This window comes from Spirulina subsalsa PCC 9445, from assembly GCF_000314005.1.
In the GTDB taxonomy this organism is placed as follows: Bacteria; Cyanobacteriota; Cyanobacteriia; order Cyanobacteriales; family Spirulinaceae; genus Spirulina_A; species Spirulina_A subsalsa.
On the sequence record NZ_JH980292.1, the window covers coordinates 962,992 to 981,766 of the forward strand.

Consider the following 18,775-nt stretch of genomic DNA (forward strand, 5'->3'; position numbering starts at 1 on the left):
TTCTACACTCCCTTTTGCTTGAGGTCAGGTATAGTTAATCCTACAACGTGCCGTAAAAATTTGTGTAAACTGTAACGCACTTGGGGATCATTGATTTCGGCTTCTAACAAAAAACGTTGTTTTAGGCTTAAAATGGCGGCTTCTTGTTCAGAAAGGGGGAAATCTCCGATCAAAAACTGCCATCCTCGCAAATCAGCCCCTTTAGGATTCATCGCACCTAAACCTAACAACTCATAGGCTAAGGGAGCCAGACGGCCTAACCGTTGCAAAACCCGCTCTAACGCCCGGATTAAGGGAGGATAGGGATCTGTTGTCTCTGGGGTTTCCGAGAGGGCTAGTTCATAATCGTAGCCGTAATCATGCCAGTAAGCGCGCAGATTGCCGTAGTAAGGGGCGGAACGAATTTCTCCGGCTAAAATCTTGAGGGTCAACGGATGACCGTCATAGACCCGCATCATGTCCCGTAAACTATTCTGACTGGCCTCATCGTCTAGGGCAATGCCCCAAGCTTGAAATAAGCGGCTTAACGCCCCCTCATCAAGGCCGTCTAACTCCCATTGGGGCAGGGATATAGGCAAGGGGGAGGAGGAGACGAGAATCACCCGGGAGGGGCATTGGGTTTGAGTGAGTAATGCTTCAAGCAAGGGCTGTAATCCGGGATCTTGAAAGGCGTCCTGTTCCGGATTTAACCAAGCTTCCACCCCATCTAAAATCACTAACTGGGGGGTGGTTTCCAGTGCCATCAGGAGAGGGTGGATTTGTTCGGCGGGGGTGGGCAGTTTGAGGGCGATTTCTTCGCCGAGGACTTGCCGTAAAAGAGTGGGAAAGGGGAAACGAATGCGATCGCCATCTAGCCAAACCACCCGCTCAAACCCCTCCCCCACCTCCTGCACCCCATGACGGAGTAAGGTCGTTTTCCCCACCCCAGAAATCCCCGTCAAGGCACGAACAGGAGGGTTAGACTCTAATTCAACCTTCAGGCGTTCTAACCACCCCTCTCGCCCCTCATAGCCCGGACTCAGGATACAATCGGCAGGGGGTTCAACCCTCCCCACTTCCTCCTCCGTGCGGATTACCTCATAGTCTTGCCGTTGTAAGCGCACCCCAAAGGCCTTATAAAGGGATTGAATCGCCTTGAGGTCACTTTTCCCCTGACGGTAGAGAATCTGAATCGCCACTTCCACAGGAATCCCGGCTTGTTGGGCAATTTTGCCATAACTGGGGGGGAAGTTTTGGCTTTCATTGGCTTGTTGGATGGCTTGTTCTAACTTTTCACAACCCGTTACAGTTAAAATCCCACCTTTTTGAGGTTTTGCGGCTGACGGCATAAATCAAGATTCCCCTTGTGAGTCCCAACACATCCGGTATGATAACCCAATTGGGAATCGGGTATAGACAACAGGGAACAGGCGGTTTTAATGATTCCTTGTTTGTGGTGACATCCTCCCGACACCGACCCTAGGGGTACGGTGCGGGCTTCCCCATATTACTATGAGGCGTTCGGTGCTTCTACGGGAGGCTCTAGATGTCTTTTTAGGGACATCCCCGTGCGGGGCTTCCCGACGATGAGCTAAGGCTTAACAAGAACCGCTTAACTCTTCGCCTACACCGTGCCATTCTAGGGTGTCGCCAATGGCGGTTCCGTTGTGGTAGGCGGCCAGGATGATATCACAGGTTTTTCCCCAGGCGATCGCACCCGTATGATCCAAAGCAATCACCCCTAAATCCCGTTGATTCTCCCGCGACTCCACCATAGAACGCTGCATGGCTTCCCCTAATGACAACCCATCTGTCACCCGAATAACAATCCTTGCCGCCAAACACTCGTTAATAATATCTTCCCCAATCCCTGTACAACTGACCCCCGCTAGGGAGGTGGCATAATTCCCCGCAGGCATGGCTGAATCACTCACTCGGCCAATGCGTTCAAATCCTTTCCCTCCCGTTGAAGTTCCTGCGGCAATGCGTCCCTCTTGGTCTAAAGCCACTACTCCAATAGTTCCCCGTCCGGCTTCGTCATCGGCGATTAAACGCGCCATATCCCGCGAGAAATCGTTTTTTCGTTCTTCTACCCATTCTTTTAAGCGGGAGTCTGTTAAGGGGTTATAAATGGGGGTTTTTAACTCTCGCAACAATTCCGCAGCCCCATAATCTGATAACACCCGGTCTGATTCATTTTGTAAAAACTGCGCCAACTCAATGGGATTCTTAGTCCGTGAGACGTTAATCACCCCACTAAAACGCTGGGCCCCACCGTCCATCAAGGAGGCACTCATGCGCACTTGACCATCGGACTGTAACACGGATCCGGTTCCGGCATTAAACCGGGGTTCATCTTCGAGTTGTTTACACCCTAACACCACCGCATCCACGGCACTCCCCCCCTGCAACAGCAAGTCATAGGTAGTCTGAACAATCTGGTGTAGGGACTGACGAACGCTGTTTAATCCCCCTTTATCATCCAGAGAACTAGCGCCGCCGTGAATAATTAATTTGGGTTGCATGGGTGCTTGTCTAAATCCTGTAAATGTTGAGTGTTACTGATTTTACCCGAATTTTGGCTTGTGGTCTTTCGTGGATTCATCAAGGAGCGTGCAAAAATAGAATAACTATCTTAGGGATTTTGTCAAGATATGGAAAACCAACTACCTTATGACGAACAGCCGATTATTCCTACTGCACCTCCGGGTTTTAAATCGGGGTTTGTGGGGATTATCGGACGACCCAATGTGGGGAAGTCTACGTTAATGAATGAATTGGTAGGACAAAAAATTGCGATTACTTCTCCGGTGTCCCAAACGACGCGCAACCGTCTGCGGGGGATTCTATCTACTCCCGAAACTCAGATCATTTTTGTGGATACTCCGGGGATTCATAAACCCCACCATGAGTTAGGGAAAATTTTAGTACAGAATGCACGCTTGGCGATTGAATCGGTGGATGTGGTGCTGTTTGTGGTGGATAGCACTGTGGAGGCTGGAGGGGGCGATCGCTACATTGCCGAATTACTCCACAATATCCCTACCCCAGTGATTTTAGGCCTTAACAAATCGGATCAACAACCCTCCGAAGCGGCGGCCTTAGATGAAAGTTATCGTCACCTTGACGTTCATCAACGCTGGAATTTCTGCAAATTTTCTGCTCTCACGGGTCAAAATCTTGACAGTGTACAATCTCTCTTAGTTGACCAATTACCAACAGGCCCCTATTACTATCCCCCAGACTTAGTTACGGATCAACCGGAGCGTTTTATTATGGGTGAATTAATCCGAGAACAGGTTTTATATCTCACTCGTCAAGAAGTCCCCCACTCCGTCGCGGTGACGATTGAAAAGGTGGAAGAAGCCCCCAAAATTACCCGAGTTTATGCGGCGATTAATGTGGAACGAAAATCACAAAAAGGAATTTTAATCGGCAAAGGGGGCAGTATGTTAAAAGCTATTGGTACGGCGGCTCGGGAACAAATTCAAAAGTTAATTTCGGGGAAGGTTTATTTAGAAATCTTTGTCAAGGTTCAACCGAAATGGCGACAGTCTCGGCTTCATTTATCGGAGTTTGGTTATCAAGTGGAAAAATAGTTTTTCGAGGTTCACAATCTGAGTTCTGAGATGGCTTTATTCTCTTGGGTTTAACTGACTATGGGGAAACAAGCCATCTCTTGGAGTGAGTTAAAACCTTTTGGGCGTATGCAATAGATCCCTACGGATTTTTGGGGTGTATAATTTGGGCGTATGCAATAGACCCCTACAAATTTTTGGGGTGTGTAATAGATGCCTACGAATTTTTGGGCGTATGCAATACGCCTCTACAAAATGATTGATTTTGAACCGTCAATCGGATGTTATACTAAGTAATAACTTGATGATTTACAGGTTCGATTATGCCTTTTGAACGTGCGAGTGGGATTCTCTTACACCCAACCTCCCTACCTAGTAGTTTTGGGATTGGGGATTTAGGAAAGTCTGCCTATGAGTTTGTGGATTTTTTGGTTAAAAGTGGACAAAAACTCTGGCAGATTTTACCCCTAGGGCCGACGGGTTATGAACATTCTCCCTATACCATGAATTTTAGTGCTTTTGGGGGCAATCCTTTATTAATTAGCTTGGAACAGTTGGCCTCGGAAGGACTGCTTAATGCGGCAGATTTAGAACCCTTGACGGGAGATGATATTGAAGCGGATCGGGTGAATTATGACCGGGTGATTGCCCATAAAACCCAGTATCTGGAACAGGCTTATGGGGGGTTTAAAGATGAATTTAATACAACTTCTGACCCTCTTTTTGAACAGTTTTGTCAAGAACAAGCTTGGTGGCTAGAGGATTATGTGTTGTTTATGGCAATTCATGAACAACAACCTGATAAAATGTGGCAGGAGTGGGAAACGGGTTTAGCTCGACGAGATCCGGGGCGGTTAAAGGAAAAGGCGGGGGAATTAGCGGATCGGATTTTGTACCATAAATTTGTTCAGTATAAGTTCTTTGAACAGTGGACAAAGTTAAGAAAATATGCTAATGAAAAGGGGATTCAAATTATAGGCGATGTGTCTATTTATGTCTGTGAAAATAGTGCGGAGGTGTGGTCCCACCCGGAGATTTTTAAGTTGGATGAGCAGACGTTAGAACCGTTATATCGGGCGGGGGTGCCGCCGGATTATTTCAGCGCGACGGGGCAGTTGTGGGGGAATCCGGTTTACGATTGGGATAAGTTACAGGAGACGGGTTTTGCTTGGTGGATTGAACGGTTTCGGGCAACGTTGCAGTATGTGGATTTAGTGCGGATTGATCATTTTCGCGGTTTTGAGGCCTATTGGCAGGTGCCGGGGAGGGAAACCAATGCCATTAAGGGGGAGTGGATTCCTTGTCCGGGGGGGGAGTTTTTTGAGACGCTGGGGCAACAGTTGGGAAGTTTGCCTGTGTTGGCGGAGGATTTGGGGATTATTACTCCACAGGTGGAGGAGTTGCGCGATCGCTTTGATTTCCCCGGTATGAAAATTTTGCTCTTTGCGTTTGGGGAAGGGGCGGATCATCCCTATTTACCCCACAATTTCCCCCGGAACTGTCTGGTCTATACGGGAACCCACGATAATGATACAACTTTGGGGTGGTGGGGGCAGGCCGGGGAGACGGAACGGCAAAATGTGGCGAAATATTTAGGCTATGATAGCCCAGAGGCGATTGTCGAGGTGCATTGGGGCCTCATTCGTTTGGCATTAAGTTCTGTGGCGAATCAGGCGATTATTCCCCTACAGGATCTCTTAGGGTTAGATAATCGGGGGCGGATGAATGATCCTAGTGTAAATGCAGAGAATTGGCGCTGGCGTTATGAAAGTTCGGCTCAATTGAGTGATGATCTGGCCGAGCGACTGCGGATGTTGACCGAGTTGTATAATCGGTGACATCCTCCCGACAGTCTCCCCAGAGGGGACTGGGCGGGATTTTGCAAGTTAAGATCATGGTACTTTATCTAGATTCTGCACAGGTTGAAGAAGCCGAACAAGTGATTCAGTGGGGGTGGGTGAAGGGGATTACGACGAATCCCACGCTGTTGGCGAAAAGTCCGCTCTCCCCTATCACCACCCTGGAGAAGTTGACGGCAATTTGTCCGGGGGAGTTATATTATCAACTCACGGCGGTAGAGGTTGAGGGAATGATGCAAGAAGCGGCTCAAGCGCGGGAGGTGGTGGGGGAAAAGTTGGTGTTGAAGATTCCGGCTACTCCCTTGGGGTTTACCGTTGCGGCGCGTCTTTCGGGGGAGGTTGCCTGTTCTATTACGGGGATTTATAGTGCAGCACAGGCGGTTGTTGCGGCAGAAACGGGGGCAAAATATGCGATCGCCTACGTCAATCGGGCGAGTCGTCTACTGGGGGATGGCATCGCCTTAGTCTACGAAATGGCTCAGGTGTTACAGCATACCCCCACCCAAATTTTAGCCGCCAGTTTAAAATCGTCCGCCGAAGCGGCGGGCGCTATCCAAGCGGGGGCGCATCATCTCACCTTACCCCTGCCCATGTTACAGGCGCTGACTTATCACGAATATTCAGAACAAACAGTCGAAGAATTTCGCGCCAATGGCCGGGGAATTGTGGAATAGCCCCCACGTCCCACATTTGACAAAACGAAGTCATAACGAGTATGATTAAGAAGTTGAAACGGAGATTGAACTATGGAAGCCCCAGTAAATATCGGTATCTCAGAAGGTGATCGCAAAAGTATTGTAGAAGGGTTATCCCGGTTATTGGCTGACACCTATAGCTTGTACCTGAAAACCCATAACTTCCACTGGAACGTTACCGGACCGATGTTTCAATCCCTGCATACCTTGTTTGAGACACAATACACCGAACTGGCGCTAGCTGTAGATGCGATCGCCGAACGGATTCGCACCTTGGGTTATCCTGCACCCGGGAGCTATAGTGAATATGCCGAACTGAGTTCCATCGCCGAAACACGCGGCGTTCCCGAAGCCACCGACATGATTCGCCTCCTCGTAGAAGCCAACGAAGCCGTCGTGCGCACCGCGAGAGCCGTTTTCCCCAACGCAGAAAAGGCCAATGATGAATCAACCGTTGATTTATTAGTGGAACGGATGAGCATTCACGAAAAAGCCGCCTGGATGCTTCGTAGTATGCTTTAACAAATTTGCCGGAAATTCCCCATTCCCTTGTGGGAATTAACGCCCATTCCCTGATCGTCTTACGCCGTTCTTCCACAGAGGAGAACGGTGTATAGTTTTGTTGCCTAGAAAAATAGAAGCGGGAAGCCCCAACAGGAACAAACCATCATGAGCAAAACGATTTTATGCTGGCATCGGCGCGATTTACGTTTAACCGATCATTTAGGACTGAATCACGCCCAAACATATAGCCAAACTCACGGATGCAAACTTATCAGCTTATTCTGCTTTGACCCCAACATTTTACAACGAGATGATATTGCTCCCGCCCGTGTAGCCTATCTCATCGGTTGTTTAGCAGACCTACAACAACAGTATCAAACTCTAGGCAGTGACTTACACTTTTTCGCCGCACAACCTCAAGAACTTTTACCCAAACTTGCTCAAACCTTAAACAGTGAAGCGGTTTTTTGGACAGAAGACATAGAACCCTATGCCAGACAACGAGATGAGCAAATTAAAACCCAATTAGAGCAACTGGGGATTAAAGTTTTTACCCATTGGGATCAACTTTTACACCCGCCCGGTGACATTCAAACCAAAACCGGAGAACCCTATAAAGTCTATACCCCCTTTTGGAAAAACTGGCTGAAACAGCCCAAACTAGACCCCGTTGGTCTGATTCAACCTTTAACCCCTTTAACCGACTCAGAACAGCAAATTCTCCAAGACTTGGGCGCGGTTTCTCTCCCCACTGCCGAGGCTTTAGGCTATTCTTGGGACAATGGATTTTTACTCAATCCCGGCAAGGCAGCGGCCGAAGAAAGACTAGAACAATTTTGTGATCAGGCACTGGTTTTTTATGACGAACAACGAAATTTTCCCGCCCTGGATGGCACATCTTTATTAAGTCCAGCCTTAAAGTTTGGGGTGCTAGGGATTCGTCAAATTTGGCAAAAAACCGCAGAACTTTATAGCACAGCGCGCAGTGATGAAGCGCGGGATAATATCCAAACTTGGCAACAAGAACTAGCTTGGCGGGAATTTTATCAACACGCTCTATATTTTTTCCCAGAATTGGCAGAGGGGCCTTATCGAGAGGCCTTTCAAGATTTCCCTTGGGATAATAATGAAGACCATTTTCAAGCGTGGTGTGAGGGCAAAACGGGCTATCCCATTGTAGATGCTGCCATGCGTCAATTAAATGAAACGGGATGGATGCACAATCGTTGTCGGATGATTGTGGCCAGTTTTTTAACCAAGGATTTAATCATTGATTGGCGTTGGGGTGAAAAATACTTTATGCAAACCCTTGTTGATGGGGATTTAGCGTCGAATAATGGGGGGTGGCAGTGGAGCGCCTCTAGTGGCATGGATCCGAAACCATTACGCATTTTTAACCCCGCCAGTCAAGCCCAAAAATTCGACCCAGACGGAGAATATATTCGTCAATGGGTGAGAGAATTAAGTTCAGTGGAGAGTGAATATTTAGTGACGGGAAAAATACCCAAAGCAGAGCGCGAAGCTTGTGGTTATCCTGCGCCCATTGTAGATCATAAACGACAACAGGCGGAGTTTAAGAACCGATATAAACTTATGCGTCTGTCTTAGGGGTTTCCACTTGACTTAAGCGCACAATAACACCCGCCACGGGAATGGCTAAAAAGACTCCTAATAATCCGGCAATTCTCGCCCCAACCAGTAAGGCAAAAAACATAATAATAGGGTTTAAGTTGATGGAGTCTTTCATAATGTGAGGCATGAGTAAGTTTTCTTCGACTTGTTGTAAGACAACACAGGTAATTAAAACTTTTATGCCGAGCCAAAGGCCTTGGGGTAGTAGGATCAGGGTGACAAGACTAATGCCAAGGGTGGCACCAATGCCGGGGATCAGGTCAAATACTCCGGCAATGACGGCTAGAATAAGACTGTAGGGAACTTGTAATAAGGCAAAGACGATTAAACAGGATATACCAAAGAAAATGGAGAGTAAGAGTCTGCCCCAAAAAAAGCCTAAAAAGTTTTCTTTAATAGCGGTGTTAATGGGTTCTCGTAAGTAGGGGGGAAACAGTTTAAGAATTAGTTCCCAAATGGGTAAGCCATCGAGTAACATAAAGAAGGCGACAACGGCTATTAAAATGAGGTTAACTAGGTTATAGAGAAAGCTTTGTAGGGTGGATAATCCCACGCCTAAACCGGCTATAATTTGGTCTTGCAGTTGGTCTTCAATAGCGCCGACGTTGGCTCTGATGTTCCAGTTGGCTAGAACGTTTTGCAGATCATCTAAGACTTCGGTGAGGGATTCTAGTAATTCGGGAGATTGACTTAAAAGTTGTTCGGCTTGGGCTAAAATGGTGATACCCAAGGGGATGGTTAAACCCACAAATAGGGCTAAGGTTAAACCGAAAACAAGGCCGACGGCTAGGGTATGAGGTAAAATTCTTTTGAGGAATTGAACGGGATAGTTGAGGAGAAAGGCGAGGATGGCGGCGAAGGTAAAGATGATGATAATGTGTTCAAAGTAGGCTAATAGTTCGATGATGACCCAACCTAGAATAAAGATGAGTAGATAGCGCATCAATTGGGAGGTAGTCAGATGATTGAACAGGTCTTTCATGGGAGAAACTGAGTTTCTAGATGGGGCATTGTTTTTAATTGTTGGGTTTCGCGTTAATCAATCACTTGCCAGAGTAATTGTTGATGAAGACGGGCGGCATCACAAAGGGCTTGAATTTTATTAGGATTTAGGGGGGTTTTGGCGTGATAATGGGTGAGCCATGTTTCATAGAGGGTGTTGGCATCATCGGGGAGTTGGCTTAATTCCCAGCCCGGAAGATTGAGGCTGTGCATGAGTTGGGTGACTTTAGGATCGTAGCTGAGGGCGAAACAGGGGGAGGCTTGGGCGGCGGCCATGATCAGGCTGTGGAGGCGCATTCCGATGGTGAATTGTACCTGTTTAAAGAGTCCTTTGAGTTGGCGGGGATCTTCTAGGGTGAGGATTTGATGCTTGCCGGGGAGTTGAGGTGCGATCGCCTCGGCTAAGGGTAAGTCTTGGCTTTTCTGGAAGGGAACGAATAGAATTAGGCTCTCTGTGGCGGCTTGCAGGCGCGCTAGGGCTTGGGTGAGATGTTTTAGACGTTTTTGGGTCAAGGTGGGGTGAGGGCGTAAATTAACGGCAATGATGGGGGAATCGGAGGGGGGAGAGTAGGGGGGGGAAGTGTCTTCTAACGCCCAAACGGGATCCGGGGCAAGGGCGGCATTCATCCCCCACTGGCTGAGGAGTTGGGCGGAGGCAGCATCCCGCACGCTGACGGCATGACAGCCTTCTAAAACTTGGCGAGTTAGCCACTGGGTAAAGGGGCGCCCGAGGGGGCCAATTCCCTGGGCCCAGGCGATGGTTTTTAAGCCTCGTTGCTGGGCGAGCGCCATTAATCCGCCATAATAAATGGGGCTGACTAAACTGGTGACATCCTGCATTAAACTCCCTCCCCCCCAGATGAAGTAATCGGATTGTTGTAGGGCTTCTAAAATTCTAAAGGCAGAGGTGCGATCGCAAGTTTCCACCTGATACCGTTCAAAAGTATCTCGGGGATTGCCCGACAGGACAATGGGCTGCACTGTGGGGGGTAACATTTGTAAAAGAGTGGCTAAGAGGGCTTCATCGCCCCCGTTGCCTTTGCCATAATAGCCGCAGAGGACGGCCTTAGAATGTGTTGCGGTGCGATCGCCCATAAGTTCCCCAATCTCTTCAGCTAACCCGTATAATGTAGGGGGGGATACCATTCATGTCAATATTTGAGTCCTAACCACTCATGACCCGACCCATTCCCCGTCTGCCTATTGTGCCTTCTTCAGTCTCTACTCCTTTCTCCCTCATTTCGCGCTCATGTCTAACTTCATCACTTGGGAACATAACAGCACAGATCCCCACAATTCAGAAGTCTTTCTTCAGGTTAAACAATGGTGGGAAAGTTTAGCCGGACAAGACATGATTTTTGCTCAACGTTTACTGCCTCCTTCTGAACAAGTTCGGGATTTAGACTGGTCTACTCAACGCTTTGATGAAACTGTAACTCTAAAAAATACTCGTGTTGGCGGGATTACTTTATATTGGTCGAAACAAGAGGAAGAATTTGAACATAGCATTACCCTGCGCAAATTAGAATTTCACCCCGGCCGTCAGGAACTCTATATTTATTCTCAGGCACAACAGCAATTAGTGATTCGGGTTTCAACCCCCCAAATTCAGTACACCACCATAACCGTTACGAAACCCAATGTAGCCGGGGCAAAATCGGGAGAGAATGCGGTGATTTTATTTCAAGATCCAACAGAACAATTAGAGTTAAAAATTACATTGGATCCAGTAGCCATAGAACAACTTCGTCGTATTTTAAGTTAGTTTTTTGGGGATTTCTAGCTCAATTCCCTTAAATTCACTGGGGAACCCTCATCATGATAGGTGCATAAAAACCTATCTATTCTTGTCTCTGAACTTGTCTCTCTCCGAAATTTCCACATTGTCAACTTGTCTCACAATCAGGTAATCTAAGGCCTGTTCTCTCCAGTCCGTGAAAACTAACGCTAAGTGATGTAGCATTTCCGCAAGAGTAATCCATGAGCAATAAAACCCTATTAGTGATTGATGATGAAGAACGTATTCTTGAAGTCGTAAAAGCCTGTTTAGAAGACTTAGGAGGCTGGAATACGATCACCGTTCAATCGAGTCAAGAAGGATTGCAACGACTAGATAAAGATTCCTTTGATGCCATTCTCCTTGATATTTCTATGCCAGATTTAGATGGCTTTCAGTTTTTTGATCAATTGCAACAAAACAACAGTCGCAGCCAAACTCCTGTTATTCTGTTGACGGCTAAAGCATTACCCGAGGATCGGGAGAAGTTCGCACAGATGGGAATTGCTGGGGTGATTACTAAACCATTTAATCCCTTGACGTTGTGCGATCGCGTCGCCGACTTTTTAGGCTGGGATGTTCCGGTGTGAACTAGAAATTTTTCCCCTTCTCGCTCAGTCCTCATATTTTCCTTATTTTTGCCTGCTACAGTGAAACTGCAATCAGGAGAAATGAGTGTGAGCGTACAACTCAAAGAACTGATCAAGAGACAGGACGACTATAGTAAGTCGTGAGGCGTTTCTATACATGGGGTGTAGTGCGTCCGTCCTTGTCTTTCTGATTGATCCCTTGAACGCTTGAATCCTTCCCTTTTGATTTGATCCCATACCCCAACTGATCTGATTCCCTCACAGAGTCCGTGCTAGATAAGCCTCCTAAGAGCGATGCGGACTCTATTTTATTGGGATTTAAGGATTTTGAACAGGACAAGATTGAGCCACAACAATACAATTGCGGCCTAACTCCTTCGCCTGATACATCGCCTCATCTGCACTTTGAATCAACTGTTCAGGGATAGCATTACCACAAGGATATAAAGTGGCTACCCCTAAACTCATCGTGACCCAACGACTCACCGAAGACAACAAATGGGGAATTTCCAAATTGCGCACCGCTTGCTGAATCCCATGTGCCACTCGTAAGGCTCCCTGTAAATTAGTATTCGGTAAAATAATCACAAATTCTTCCCCCCCATAGCGTGCAACTAAATCACTAGGACGCTTGACCGCCCCTTCTAGAACTTTAGCCACACGACATAAACAATCATCCCCCTGTTGATGCCCATAACAATCATTGTAAAGCTTAAAATAATCAACATCGCAGAGAATCAAAGACATCGCCGACTGTTCCCATCTACAACGCTTCCATTGTTGTTGTAAATAGTGATCAAATTGACGACGATTAGCAATTTGGGTTAAGCCATCAATAGCCACTAAACGCTGAAGTTGTTCATTAAACCGTTCCAGTTTTTGATAGAGTTGGGCTTGATGAATGGCAATGGCTAATTGAATTGTCACCTGCTTTAATAAATCAATCTCCCATTCTTGCCACTGACGCGCCCGAAAACATTGATGAATACAAAGTAAGCCCCATAACTCCTGTTCTAAGACAATGGGAACTAGGACTATTGCCCGAATTTGATGCTTTTCAAAATCCTTCAGATCCTCTGGGGCTAATCCCACCTGTCTCACATCATGCAATGCTACTTTACTATCGGCTTCAATGGGCAAAAACAAAAGTTCAAAAAAATAACGGTTGTTCAGGGATTGATTGAGTAAAGAAGGAGCTTTATTCACAACAGATTCAGCAATAAAATGAGACTGATCGGGAGCAGAGAATTTATAAACTGCGGCTTGATCTGCTCCTAAAAAATGGCGAATTTCTATCACTGTTGTTTCTAAGATAACCGACAGTTCTAAGGAAGCATGAATCCGTCTGGCAATTTCAACGAGCAGTTGTTCTCGTCGTCTCTGTTGGCGCACAGTCTCTAAAATTTGCGCTCGTTCAATAGCATAACGAATTCCCCGCACTAAGCCTTCCCCCAAATATTCTCCCTTGACAAAATAATCCTGCGCGCCTTCCCGTAGAGCTTGTAAAGCTAACTGATCATCTTTAATCCCGGTTAAAACGACAACTGGAATATTTGGAAAAGTTTTTTGAATTTTTTTGAGGGCTTCTAGTTCTTGGTTTTGGGGTAAAAATAAATCAAGAATAATGGCATCAAAATCATATTGTTGTAGGAGAAGAAAAGATGATTTTAGGCTAAAAACATGGTTGATCAAAAACTCATTAGGTGCTATTTTACTTAAAGATTGCTTTAAGATAAGAGCATCAGTTCTACTATCTTCAATGAGTAAAATATTAAAAGCAGGAGAATTCATTCCCTAAGTCCGGTAGTTTCATCAGATCAAGAGAAGAGCAAGCTATAGCCATCAGATTTGAGTTGTAATATTTTGGGGACTTGAACCCAGATCCTAGGGAGAATTGATGAATTTCCCCTACCACAACCTATTGAGGATTGCTATAGATTCTTAGCACTCTTGTTCCATTTTGACTGAAGTTTTAGACTTCTGCCATAATAGTCAGCAATTTGTTAAACAATGCAGCCATCGGGAGCAAGCAAGGTCAAATTTTGTGTCTTAAATCAAAATGAAGCGAAGAATCAAGTTATTGTCGATTGGTTTAGACTTATTAAGTTTATTCGTGGTAGGAGAGGTCATACTAGGAACGAGACATTACGCCAACGCTCAAAGTTATCCCCCCTGTCGTCCTCCCCAGTCGGAAGCCTATATTATTTTGGCAAGGACTCCCTCTTGGAGTGAGCAGGATTTATTGCGTCGCAGTCTCCCCACAACTGAGAATTTAACGGTGTGTGTGCATCGAGGGGAGACTATGACTCGTCTGGGAGGATTTCAAAACCTAACCATCAGTCAACAGTGGGGGCGGTACTTGCAGGAAGTGGTGGGGGTGGAGGTGGTGATCGTCCGCTCCCAGCATTCGACCCCAGCCAGCCCAGCAAGCCCCTTTCCCCCGGCTTCAGGTGTTTTTGCGCCTCCACCCCCCCCTTAACCGGGCTGGAGGGGATATATGGGGCTGGTGGATTAGGGATATTCAGCAAACCCTGATTAGAAAAAACTAGAAGAAACTCTCTACCACCACAGCAATACAAATCCCTAACGTGAGTCCTGCCAAGACCTGAACCGGGGTGTGCCCTAACAGTTCTTTTAACCGTTCCTCGCTCACTTCCTGATCTTCTTGTAACATCTCGTCAATAATTTGATTGAGAATCCGCGCTTGTTTGCCCACGGCTTGGCGGACTCCGGCGGCATCATACATGACAATCACCGCAAATAGACAGGCAATGGCGAAGTCGGTACTTGCCCAGCCTTGGTTTTGCCCTACCCCTGTCGCCAAGGCCGCCACTAACGCTGAATGGGCGCTGGGCATTCCCCCGGTACTAAACAACGTCCGATAGTTGACGGTGCCATCCCGAATCAAGCCAATAATTGCCTTGAGGCACTGGGCGATTAAACAGGCTGCGATCGCCGCGATTAAAACATGATTTCCCAAAATTTCGCCAAAGTCCTGCATGATTGGTTCTTTATCGTTCGTCGTTCGGGTTGAGAAACATGAGCCAAAACAACACCCGACACCCGGGCTCTGTTAGTTTTTGCGCTCCACAATGAACCGAGCTAAAGCCCGCAGTGGGTCAGCTTTGGTGTCATAATTCGCTAAAGCCGCGATCGCCTCATCAATTAACCGTTGTGCCTGTACCCGTGACTCCTCAATCCCCCACAAACTGGGATAAGTCACTTTTTGAGCCGCCAAATCCTTTCCGGCCGTCTTGCCTAACTCCTCTTGGGTCGAGGTAATATCGAGAATATCATCTACAATCTGGAACGCTAACCCAATATTTTTCGCATAGCGGGAGAGGCGTTGTAAATCCTCCTCCCCGGCCCCCGCAATCAGCGCCCCACAGATCACACAGGCTTCCAGCAACGCCCCGGTTTTGTGAGTATGGATAAACGTCAAGGTATCCACCGTAATATCGGCCTTCCCTTCCGACTCCAAATCCACCACCTGACCGCCCACTAAGCCCCCAGCCCCAGCCGCATGGGCTAAATGCGCGATCGCCTTTAACACCCGTTCCGGCGGCACCCCTTCCGTTTGGCTAGCGATTAACTCAAAAGCATAGGCCAACAGGGCATCCCCCGCCAAAATCGCCATATCCTCCCCAAAAACCTTATGATTCGTCAGTTGTCCCCGGCGATAGTCGTCATTATCCATCGCGGGCAAGTCATCATGAATCAAAGACATGGTATGAATCACTTCCATAGCGCAGGCCGTTGGCATTGCCATCTCCGCCGTTCCCCCCAACAGGGTGCAAGTCGCCAAACACAGAGTCGGCCGTAGTCGTTTCCCCCCTGCTAACAGCGAGTAACGCATTGCCTTATAAATCGTAGGCGGTTCTGTAATGGGTAGCAACTGGTCCAATGCTTCTTCTACCCTGACTTTCTGCTCTGCCAGATACCCTACTAAATCAAACGCGCTGTTTTCAGAAGTGGCGATTTTTCCGTCCGTCGTTACCATGCCCTACCCTTTTAAGCCAACAAATTGCTCTCCTTATTGTATCAGCAGGAGGGGACTTGGGCGGGAGATTGACGCTCCCCCCTCTTGCCTAGACCTGTGGGGAGGCCAGAAGCAATCCCACTCTACTTGTGGTTAAATGTCGCAAGAGGACTCCCGTTACAGCGCAGCTTGGCGGCGAGAATGTCAAAACGGATACCTGATTATGCGGGCTACTTTTGAAGATAATATTTTACTCCTCCAGGCAGAAGATGTCCCTAAGTATAAAAAAGGGGGATCTGTGGTGCGGAATAGTTACTTTTGGGCATTAAAATCTATCAGTTGTTACGCCCCAAGGGGAGGAAATTGGGAATTTGATCCCCCCGTTTGGGTCGCCTTAAATCGACTGTTATTATCTTTTGCTGAATCGGGCTATTTAGGCATCTCAGAAACAGTTTTAGAATTCCCCCCTGATGTGGTGATTCCCCCAGAATTAAGAGATGTGAGCAGTTGGCTTTAGGCTGAATTAATACCGTTGACGCGCCCAATGAGTGCGAATCCAAACCAAAATTAACCACACTCCAGAGAGAATTGTTCCGATATTCAGTTTGACAGAGTTTTTGAGCAGGGTTAGTTTTTGCGTTTCCCACTGAATCCCTACTTGCCGCATAAATTCCTGTTCTGCTTCGTCAATTTTAACTCGGATTTGATTGCGATAGGTAGCGAGATTATTGGGAGATTCCACCGTGAAATTAACCACCTGCGCCACATCATTTAACTCGGAAATAGTGGTAGCAGATTGTAGACGATTGCGCAGTTGATTCACTTGGAAAATTTCGCGGGAAATTTGGTCTTCTACTTGGATTTTATTGAATTGATGAATCCGCCAAGTATTGCCTAATCCCAAGGGGAGGAGGAAGAGGTAGGTTAATCCTAATAATAAAGCGAACCAAGAGAGCAACCGTAAGCGCCGCATTTGCCAGCGTGTGAGTTTTTCTTGACGGTTGTAGAAAATACAAACAAATCCTAATAAGGGCGCCCAAATTCGTTCGACTAATCCCCCCATTACTTCAAACTGCCAAATGGGGTCGGTTAAACGAGGAGGGACGACTAAATACACAAAATCAACGAGGGTAAAGAGGAGTAAGGCGTAACCAACAAGGGGCAGGAGGGAGAGGGAATGATAGAGAGCATTTTCAGACAAAACAATCCCCCGTCTTCTGCTTTTGTTGGGGGCTTTTGACCACCCCTCAGCGGTGGGGGGTGGGGCAAGATTGGCAGATTTGGGGGAGGGGGGGTCTGAGGATGGGTCAGAGTTGGGGGGGGTGGATGGGGAAAGATCAGATTGAGACAAAATGCTAAAACCCTGTGTAGTCAGTCTTTACCTCCTCGACTATACTCCATCAGAGGAGCTTGAGGAAAGGTTAGGAATAAGGGTAGTGGGGGCGGGATTTTCTGCGGTTTGGCGGCCTTTTTTCCGTCGAGATGCTACTGCCCAAACTCCAGCCCCGACCAGTAACGCGACGGTGGGGTTAAAATCCCAAGGAGCAGCGGCCGCACCTAACGGGGAAAAGGTAACAGGCCCGGAAATCCCCCCCAGACTCCCGTTTGTAGCGGAAAAGGTTAGGGTATTGCCGCCAAAAGTCCCGGTGAAGTTGGCGCTGGAGATATTCCCCCCAGAAATATTAAAGGTTCCACCTCCCCCATAGTTTCCGATGCTGCCACCAATGGGGGAATTTGTTACTGTGACTTGACTCGCACCACCGCCCCCCGGTGGAACTCCGGTAATTGTCCCACTCACACTTTGAAAGGAAAAGCTGAAATCTAGAGCAAGGGCGGGTAACGACCAACTCAGAGAGCCTAGAGTTAGACCTAAAATGCTGAGAGATTTAATAAGTGAGGATGGCATGGTAGACCCCAGAAACATAGCTAACTTGTAGTCTAACTCAGGATTGAGGAATATTCTACAAAGAATTAATAACCCGCCCGAAGGGGAGAAAACCCTCTGATGGGGGATTTCCTGCGATACAATCCCCTTTAACGAAGGTCTGATGTTGGAAACTTAGACAACCCAAGAATTATGATGGCTTTAACGTGGTTTCGCTCTCTGACTAGGATGAGTCAAGTCCTCTTAGGCATGGGTGGGGTGATTTTTGCGTTGACTCTTCATGTGCTGGGGGTGGCAGGACTCAGCAGTTTACAGGCGACAACGGTTTTATTTGCGATCGCCTTTATCCTACGCCTCCGCCCAAACCAAGTCACCCCCCACCCCCACCCCACCCCCCCTCATCTCTTCCTAGCGGGAGTTTGGATTCTCTTTTTAGTCCTCAATCAAGCCCCCCTCGCCGCTCAAAATTGGCTCATTTATTTCCTCCCCCTGACTACAGCCATCGGTCTAAGTCTGCTCCTCTTCGGCCGCGCTCAGTGGGGCAAATATTCCCAACATTTAACCCTGTTTATTATTCTAACTTTACCCATTGAACGACTCATTCACCCCATTAATAACCTCCTGAAAGTTAGTCATTTTATGACACAATTATCTACCTTTTTGTTATGGTATGTGGGCTTTAATGTAGATTATCACGAGGACTTTATTGTATTTCCACAGCGCGCCATGTGGATTGATCCTCACTGTGCCGGAATTGCTACCATTCTCTGGATGTTACAGCTTGCCCTGCTCTTTTTAATCATGATTCCTACCTCTAAATTGTATAAAATTATTGTTCCTTTAGTTGCTATTTTAACAGTCTTATTTGTCAATGGAATCCGCCTAGGAATGCTTGCCTTTTTTGCCGCCCATTCCCCCGCCGCTTTTGACTTTTGGCACTCTGATAATAGTCAAATTTTCTCGACCTTACCGATTGTATTATTTGGTATATTTTGCTGGTTTACTGCCCAAAACAAGACCCATCAAACTAATCCACAAGAGCAATTTAGCTCTGAATCTACTCCCCTAATAAAAGAGCGCTAGTTAACAATCCACGCTCTGGCTTAGACGGGGATTCTTGCTTTTTTAAAAATGCTAGCTGTGGAATTTACAATTGTGCAAATCAAGGTCTTTTGCTTGTCTCAAGAATTTATAGCTAGTCCTAATGAGATGCGAACTCTGGGCTATTGTCCTATCTGGATTGTAGGCGTTTGCTGCGCAACGCTGCGCGTTCGCGAAGCGTCACGAAGTGAACG

Annotated in this window: 19 protein-coding genes; 10 read left to right on the forward strand and 9 right to left on the reverse strand. The window is 47.2% G+C overall.

Annotated features, from left to right (window positions below):
* Positions 1 to 2: 2 nt before the first annotated feature.
* Both SPI9445_RS0104660 and SPI9445_RS0104665 read right to left on the reverse strand, forming a co-directional pair.
* Positions 3 to 1,328: an ATP-binding protein gene (locus tag SPI9445_RS0104660; RefSeq protein WP_017303566.1), complete on the reverse strand. Its 1,326-nt coding sequence runs from the start codon at positions 1,326 to 1,328 to the stop codon at positions 3 to 5.
* A 249-nt stretch (positions 1,329 to 1,577) separates the two neighbouring features.
* Positions 1,578 to 2,504 (reverse strand): isoaspartyl peptidase/L-asparaginase, encoded by a 927-nt coding sequence (locus tag SPI9445_RS0104665; protein ID WP_017303567.1) that lies wholly within the window; start codon positions 2,502 to 2,504, stop codon positions 1,578 to 1,580.
* Positions 2,505 to 2,633: 129 nt separating this feature from the next.
* On the opposite strand from SPI9445_RS0104665, the gene era reads away from it, so the two are divergent.
* The 5 genes from era to SPI9445_RS0104690 all read left to right on the forward strand — a co-directional run bounded on the left by era (position 2,634) and on the right by SPI9445_RS0104690 (position 8,223).
* A complete protein-coding gene (gene era / locus SPI9445_RS0104670) occupies positions 2,634 to 3,578 on the forward strand; it encodes a GTPase Era (RefSeq protein WP_017303568.1) in 945 nt (314 codons plus the stop codon).
* A 302-nt stretch (positions 3,579 to 3,880) separates the two neighbouring features.
* Complete coding sequence (gene malQ, locus SPI9445_RS0104675) at positions 3,881 to 5,395, forward strand: 4-alpha-glucanotransferase (protein ID WP_017303569.1); 1,515 nt, start codon at positions 3,881 to 3,883, stop codon at positions 5,393 to 5,395.
* 56 nt (positions 5,396 to 5,451) lie between these two features.
* On the forward strand, positions 5,452 to 6,090 hold the full coding sequence (locus SPI9445_RS0104680; protein ID WP_017303570.1) for a transaldolase family protein: 639 nt from the start codon (positions 5,452 to 5,454) through the stop codon (positions 6,088 to 6,090).
* Positions 6,091 to 6,162: 72 nt separating this feature from the next.
* Positions 6,163 to 6,633 (forward strand): Dps family protein, encoded by a 471-nt coding sequence (locus tag SPI9445_RS0104685; protein ID WP_017303571.1) that lies wholly within the window; start codon positions 6,163 to 6,165, stop codon positions 6,631 to 6,633.
* A gap of 147 nt (positions 6,634 to 6,780) precedes the next feature.
* Positions 6,781 to 8,223: an FAD-binding domain-containing protein gene (locus SPI9445_RS0104690; RefSeq protein ID WP_017303572.1), complete on the forward strand. Its 1,443-nt coding sequence runs from the start codon at positions 6,781 to 6,783 to the stop codon at positions 8,221 to 8,223.
* On the opposite strand, the gene SPI9445_RS0104695 is transcribed toward SPI9445_RS0104690, so the two are convergent.
* Positions 8,207 to 9,229 carry an AI-2E family transporter gene (locus SPI9445_RS0104695; RefSeq protein WP_017303573.1) on the reverse strand — a complete coding sequence of 341 codons (1,023 nt, stop codon included), beginning with the start codon at positions 9,227 to 9,229 and terminating at the stop codon, positions 8,207 to 8,209. The two genes, SPI9445_RS0104690 and SPI9445_RS0104695, sit on opposite strands and share 17 nt — an antisense overlap.
* A gap of 53 nt (positions 9,230 to 9,282) precedes the next feature.
* The gene (csaB, locus tag SPI9445_RS0104700) at positions 9,283 to 10,395 is read right to left on the reverse strand and encodes a polysaccharide pyruvyl transferase CsaB (RefSeq protein ID WP_017303574.1); all 1,113 of its coding nucleotides are present in this window, start codon (positions 10,393 to 10,395) and stop codon (positions 9,283 to 9,285) included.
* Between the two features lie 103 nt (positions 10,396 to 10,498).
* Between csaB and SPI9445_RS0104705 the strand changes: the two genes are divergently transcribed.
* Both SPI9445_RS0104705 and SPI9445_RS0104710 read left to right on the forward strand, forming a co-directional pair.
* Positions 10,499 to 11,014: a hypothetical protein gene (locus SPI9445_RS0104705; protein ID WP_017303575.1), complete on the forward strand. Its 516-nt coding sequence runs from the start codon at positions 10,499 to 10,501 to the stop codon at positions 11,012 to 11,014.
* A gap of 215 nt (positions 11,015 to 11,229) precedes the next feature.
* Positions 11,230 to 11,616: a response regulator gene (locus tag SPI9445_RS0104710; RefSeq protein ID WP_017303576.1), complete on the forward strand. Its 387-nt coding sequence runs from the start codon at positions 11,230 to 11,232 to the stop codon at positions 11,614 to 11,616.
* Between the two features lie 318 nt (positions 11,617 to 11,934).
* Here the strand turns inward: SPI9445_RS0104710 and SPI9445_RS24375 are convergent, their stop codons facing one another.
* Positions 11,935 to 13,407: a diguanylate cyclase domain-containing protein gene (locus tag SPI9445_RS24375; RefSeq protein ID WP_017303577.1), complete on the reverse strand. Its 1,473-nt coding sequence runs from the start codon at positions 13,405 to 13,407 to the stop codon at positions 11,935 to 11,937.
* Between the two features lie 268 nt (positions 13,408 to 13,675).
* On the opposite strand from SPI9445_RS24375, the gene SPI9445_RS0104720 reads away from it, so the two are divergent.
* Positions 13,676 to 14,095 (forward strand): hypothetical protein, encoded by a 420-nt coding sequence (locus SPI9445_RS0104720; RefSeq protein WP_017303578.1) that lies wholly within the window; start codon positions 13,676 to 13,678, stop codon positions 14,093 to 14,095.
* Positions 14,096 to 14,161: 66 nt separating this feature from the next.
* Here the strand turns inward: SPI9445_RS0104720 and SPI9445_RS0104725 are convergent, their stop codons facing one another.
* Positions 14,162 to 14,617 carry a divergent PAP2 family protein gene (locus SPI9445_RS0104725; protein WP_017303579.1) on the reverse strand — a complete coding sequence of 152 codons (456 nt, stop codon included), beginning with the start codon at positions 14,615 to 14,617 and terminating at the stop codon, positions 14,162 to 14,164.
* Positions 14,618 to 14,689: 72 nt separating this feature from the next.
* Complete coding sequence (gene crtE, locus SPI9445_RS0104730) at positions 14,690 to 15,616, reverse strand: geranylgeranyl diphosphate synthase CrtE (protein ID WP_017303580.1); 927 nt, start codon at positions 15,614 to 15,616, stop codon at positions 14,690 to 14,692.
* Positions 15,617 to 15,818: 202 nt separating this feature from the next.
* Between crtE and SPI9445_RS0104735 the strand changes: the two genes are divergently transcribed.
* Positions 15,819 to 16,112 carry a hypothetical protein gene (locus SPI9445_RS0104735; RefSeq protein WP_026079531.1) on the forward strand — a complete coding sequence of 98 codons (294 nt, stop codon included), beginning with the start codon at positions 15,819 to 15,821 and terminating at the stop codon, positions 16,110 to 16,112.
* Between the two features lie 6 nt (positions 16,113 to 16,118).
* Here SPI9445_RS0104735 and hpsJ-A read toward each other — a convergent pair whose 3' ends face one another.
* Together hpsJ-A and SPI9445_RS0104745 are read right to left on the reverse strand one after the other, a co-directional pair.
* On the reverse strand, positions 16,119 to 16,946 hold the full coding sequence (gene hpsJ-A / locus SPI9445_RS0104740; RefSeq protein ID WP_017303582.1) for an HpsJ-like protein, cyanoexosortase A-associated: 828 nt from the start codon (positions 16,944 to 16,946) through the stop codon (positions 16,119 to 16,121).
* A 39-nt stretch (positions 16,947 to 16,985) separates the two neighbouring features.
* Positions 16,986 to 17,501 (reverse strand): hypothetical protein, encoded by a 516-nt coding sequence (locus tag SPI9445_RS0104745; protein ID WP_017303583.1) that lies wholly within the window; start codon positions 17,499 to 17,501, stop codon positions 16,986 to 16,988.
* Between the two features lie 171 nt (positions 17,502 to 17,672).
* Between SPI9445_RS0104745 and SPI9445_RS0104750 the strand changes: the two genes are divergently transcribed.
* The gene (locus SPI9445_RS0104750; protein WP_083883493.1) at positions 17,673 to 18,563 is read left to right on the forward strand and encodes an archaeosortase/exosortase family protein; all 891 of its coding nucleotides are present in this window, start codon (positions 17,673 to 17,675) and stop codon (positions 18,561 to 18,563) included.
* Positions 18,564 to 18,775: the final 212 nt, after the last annotated feature.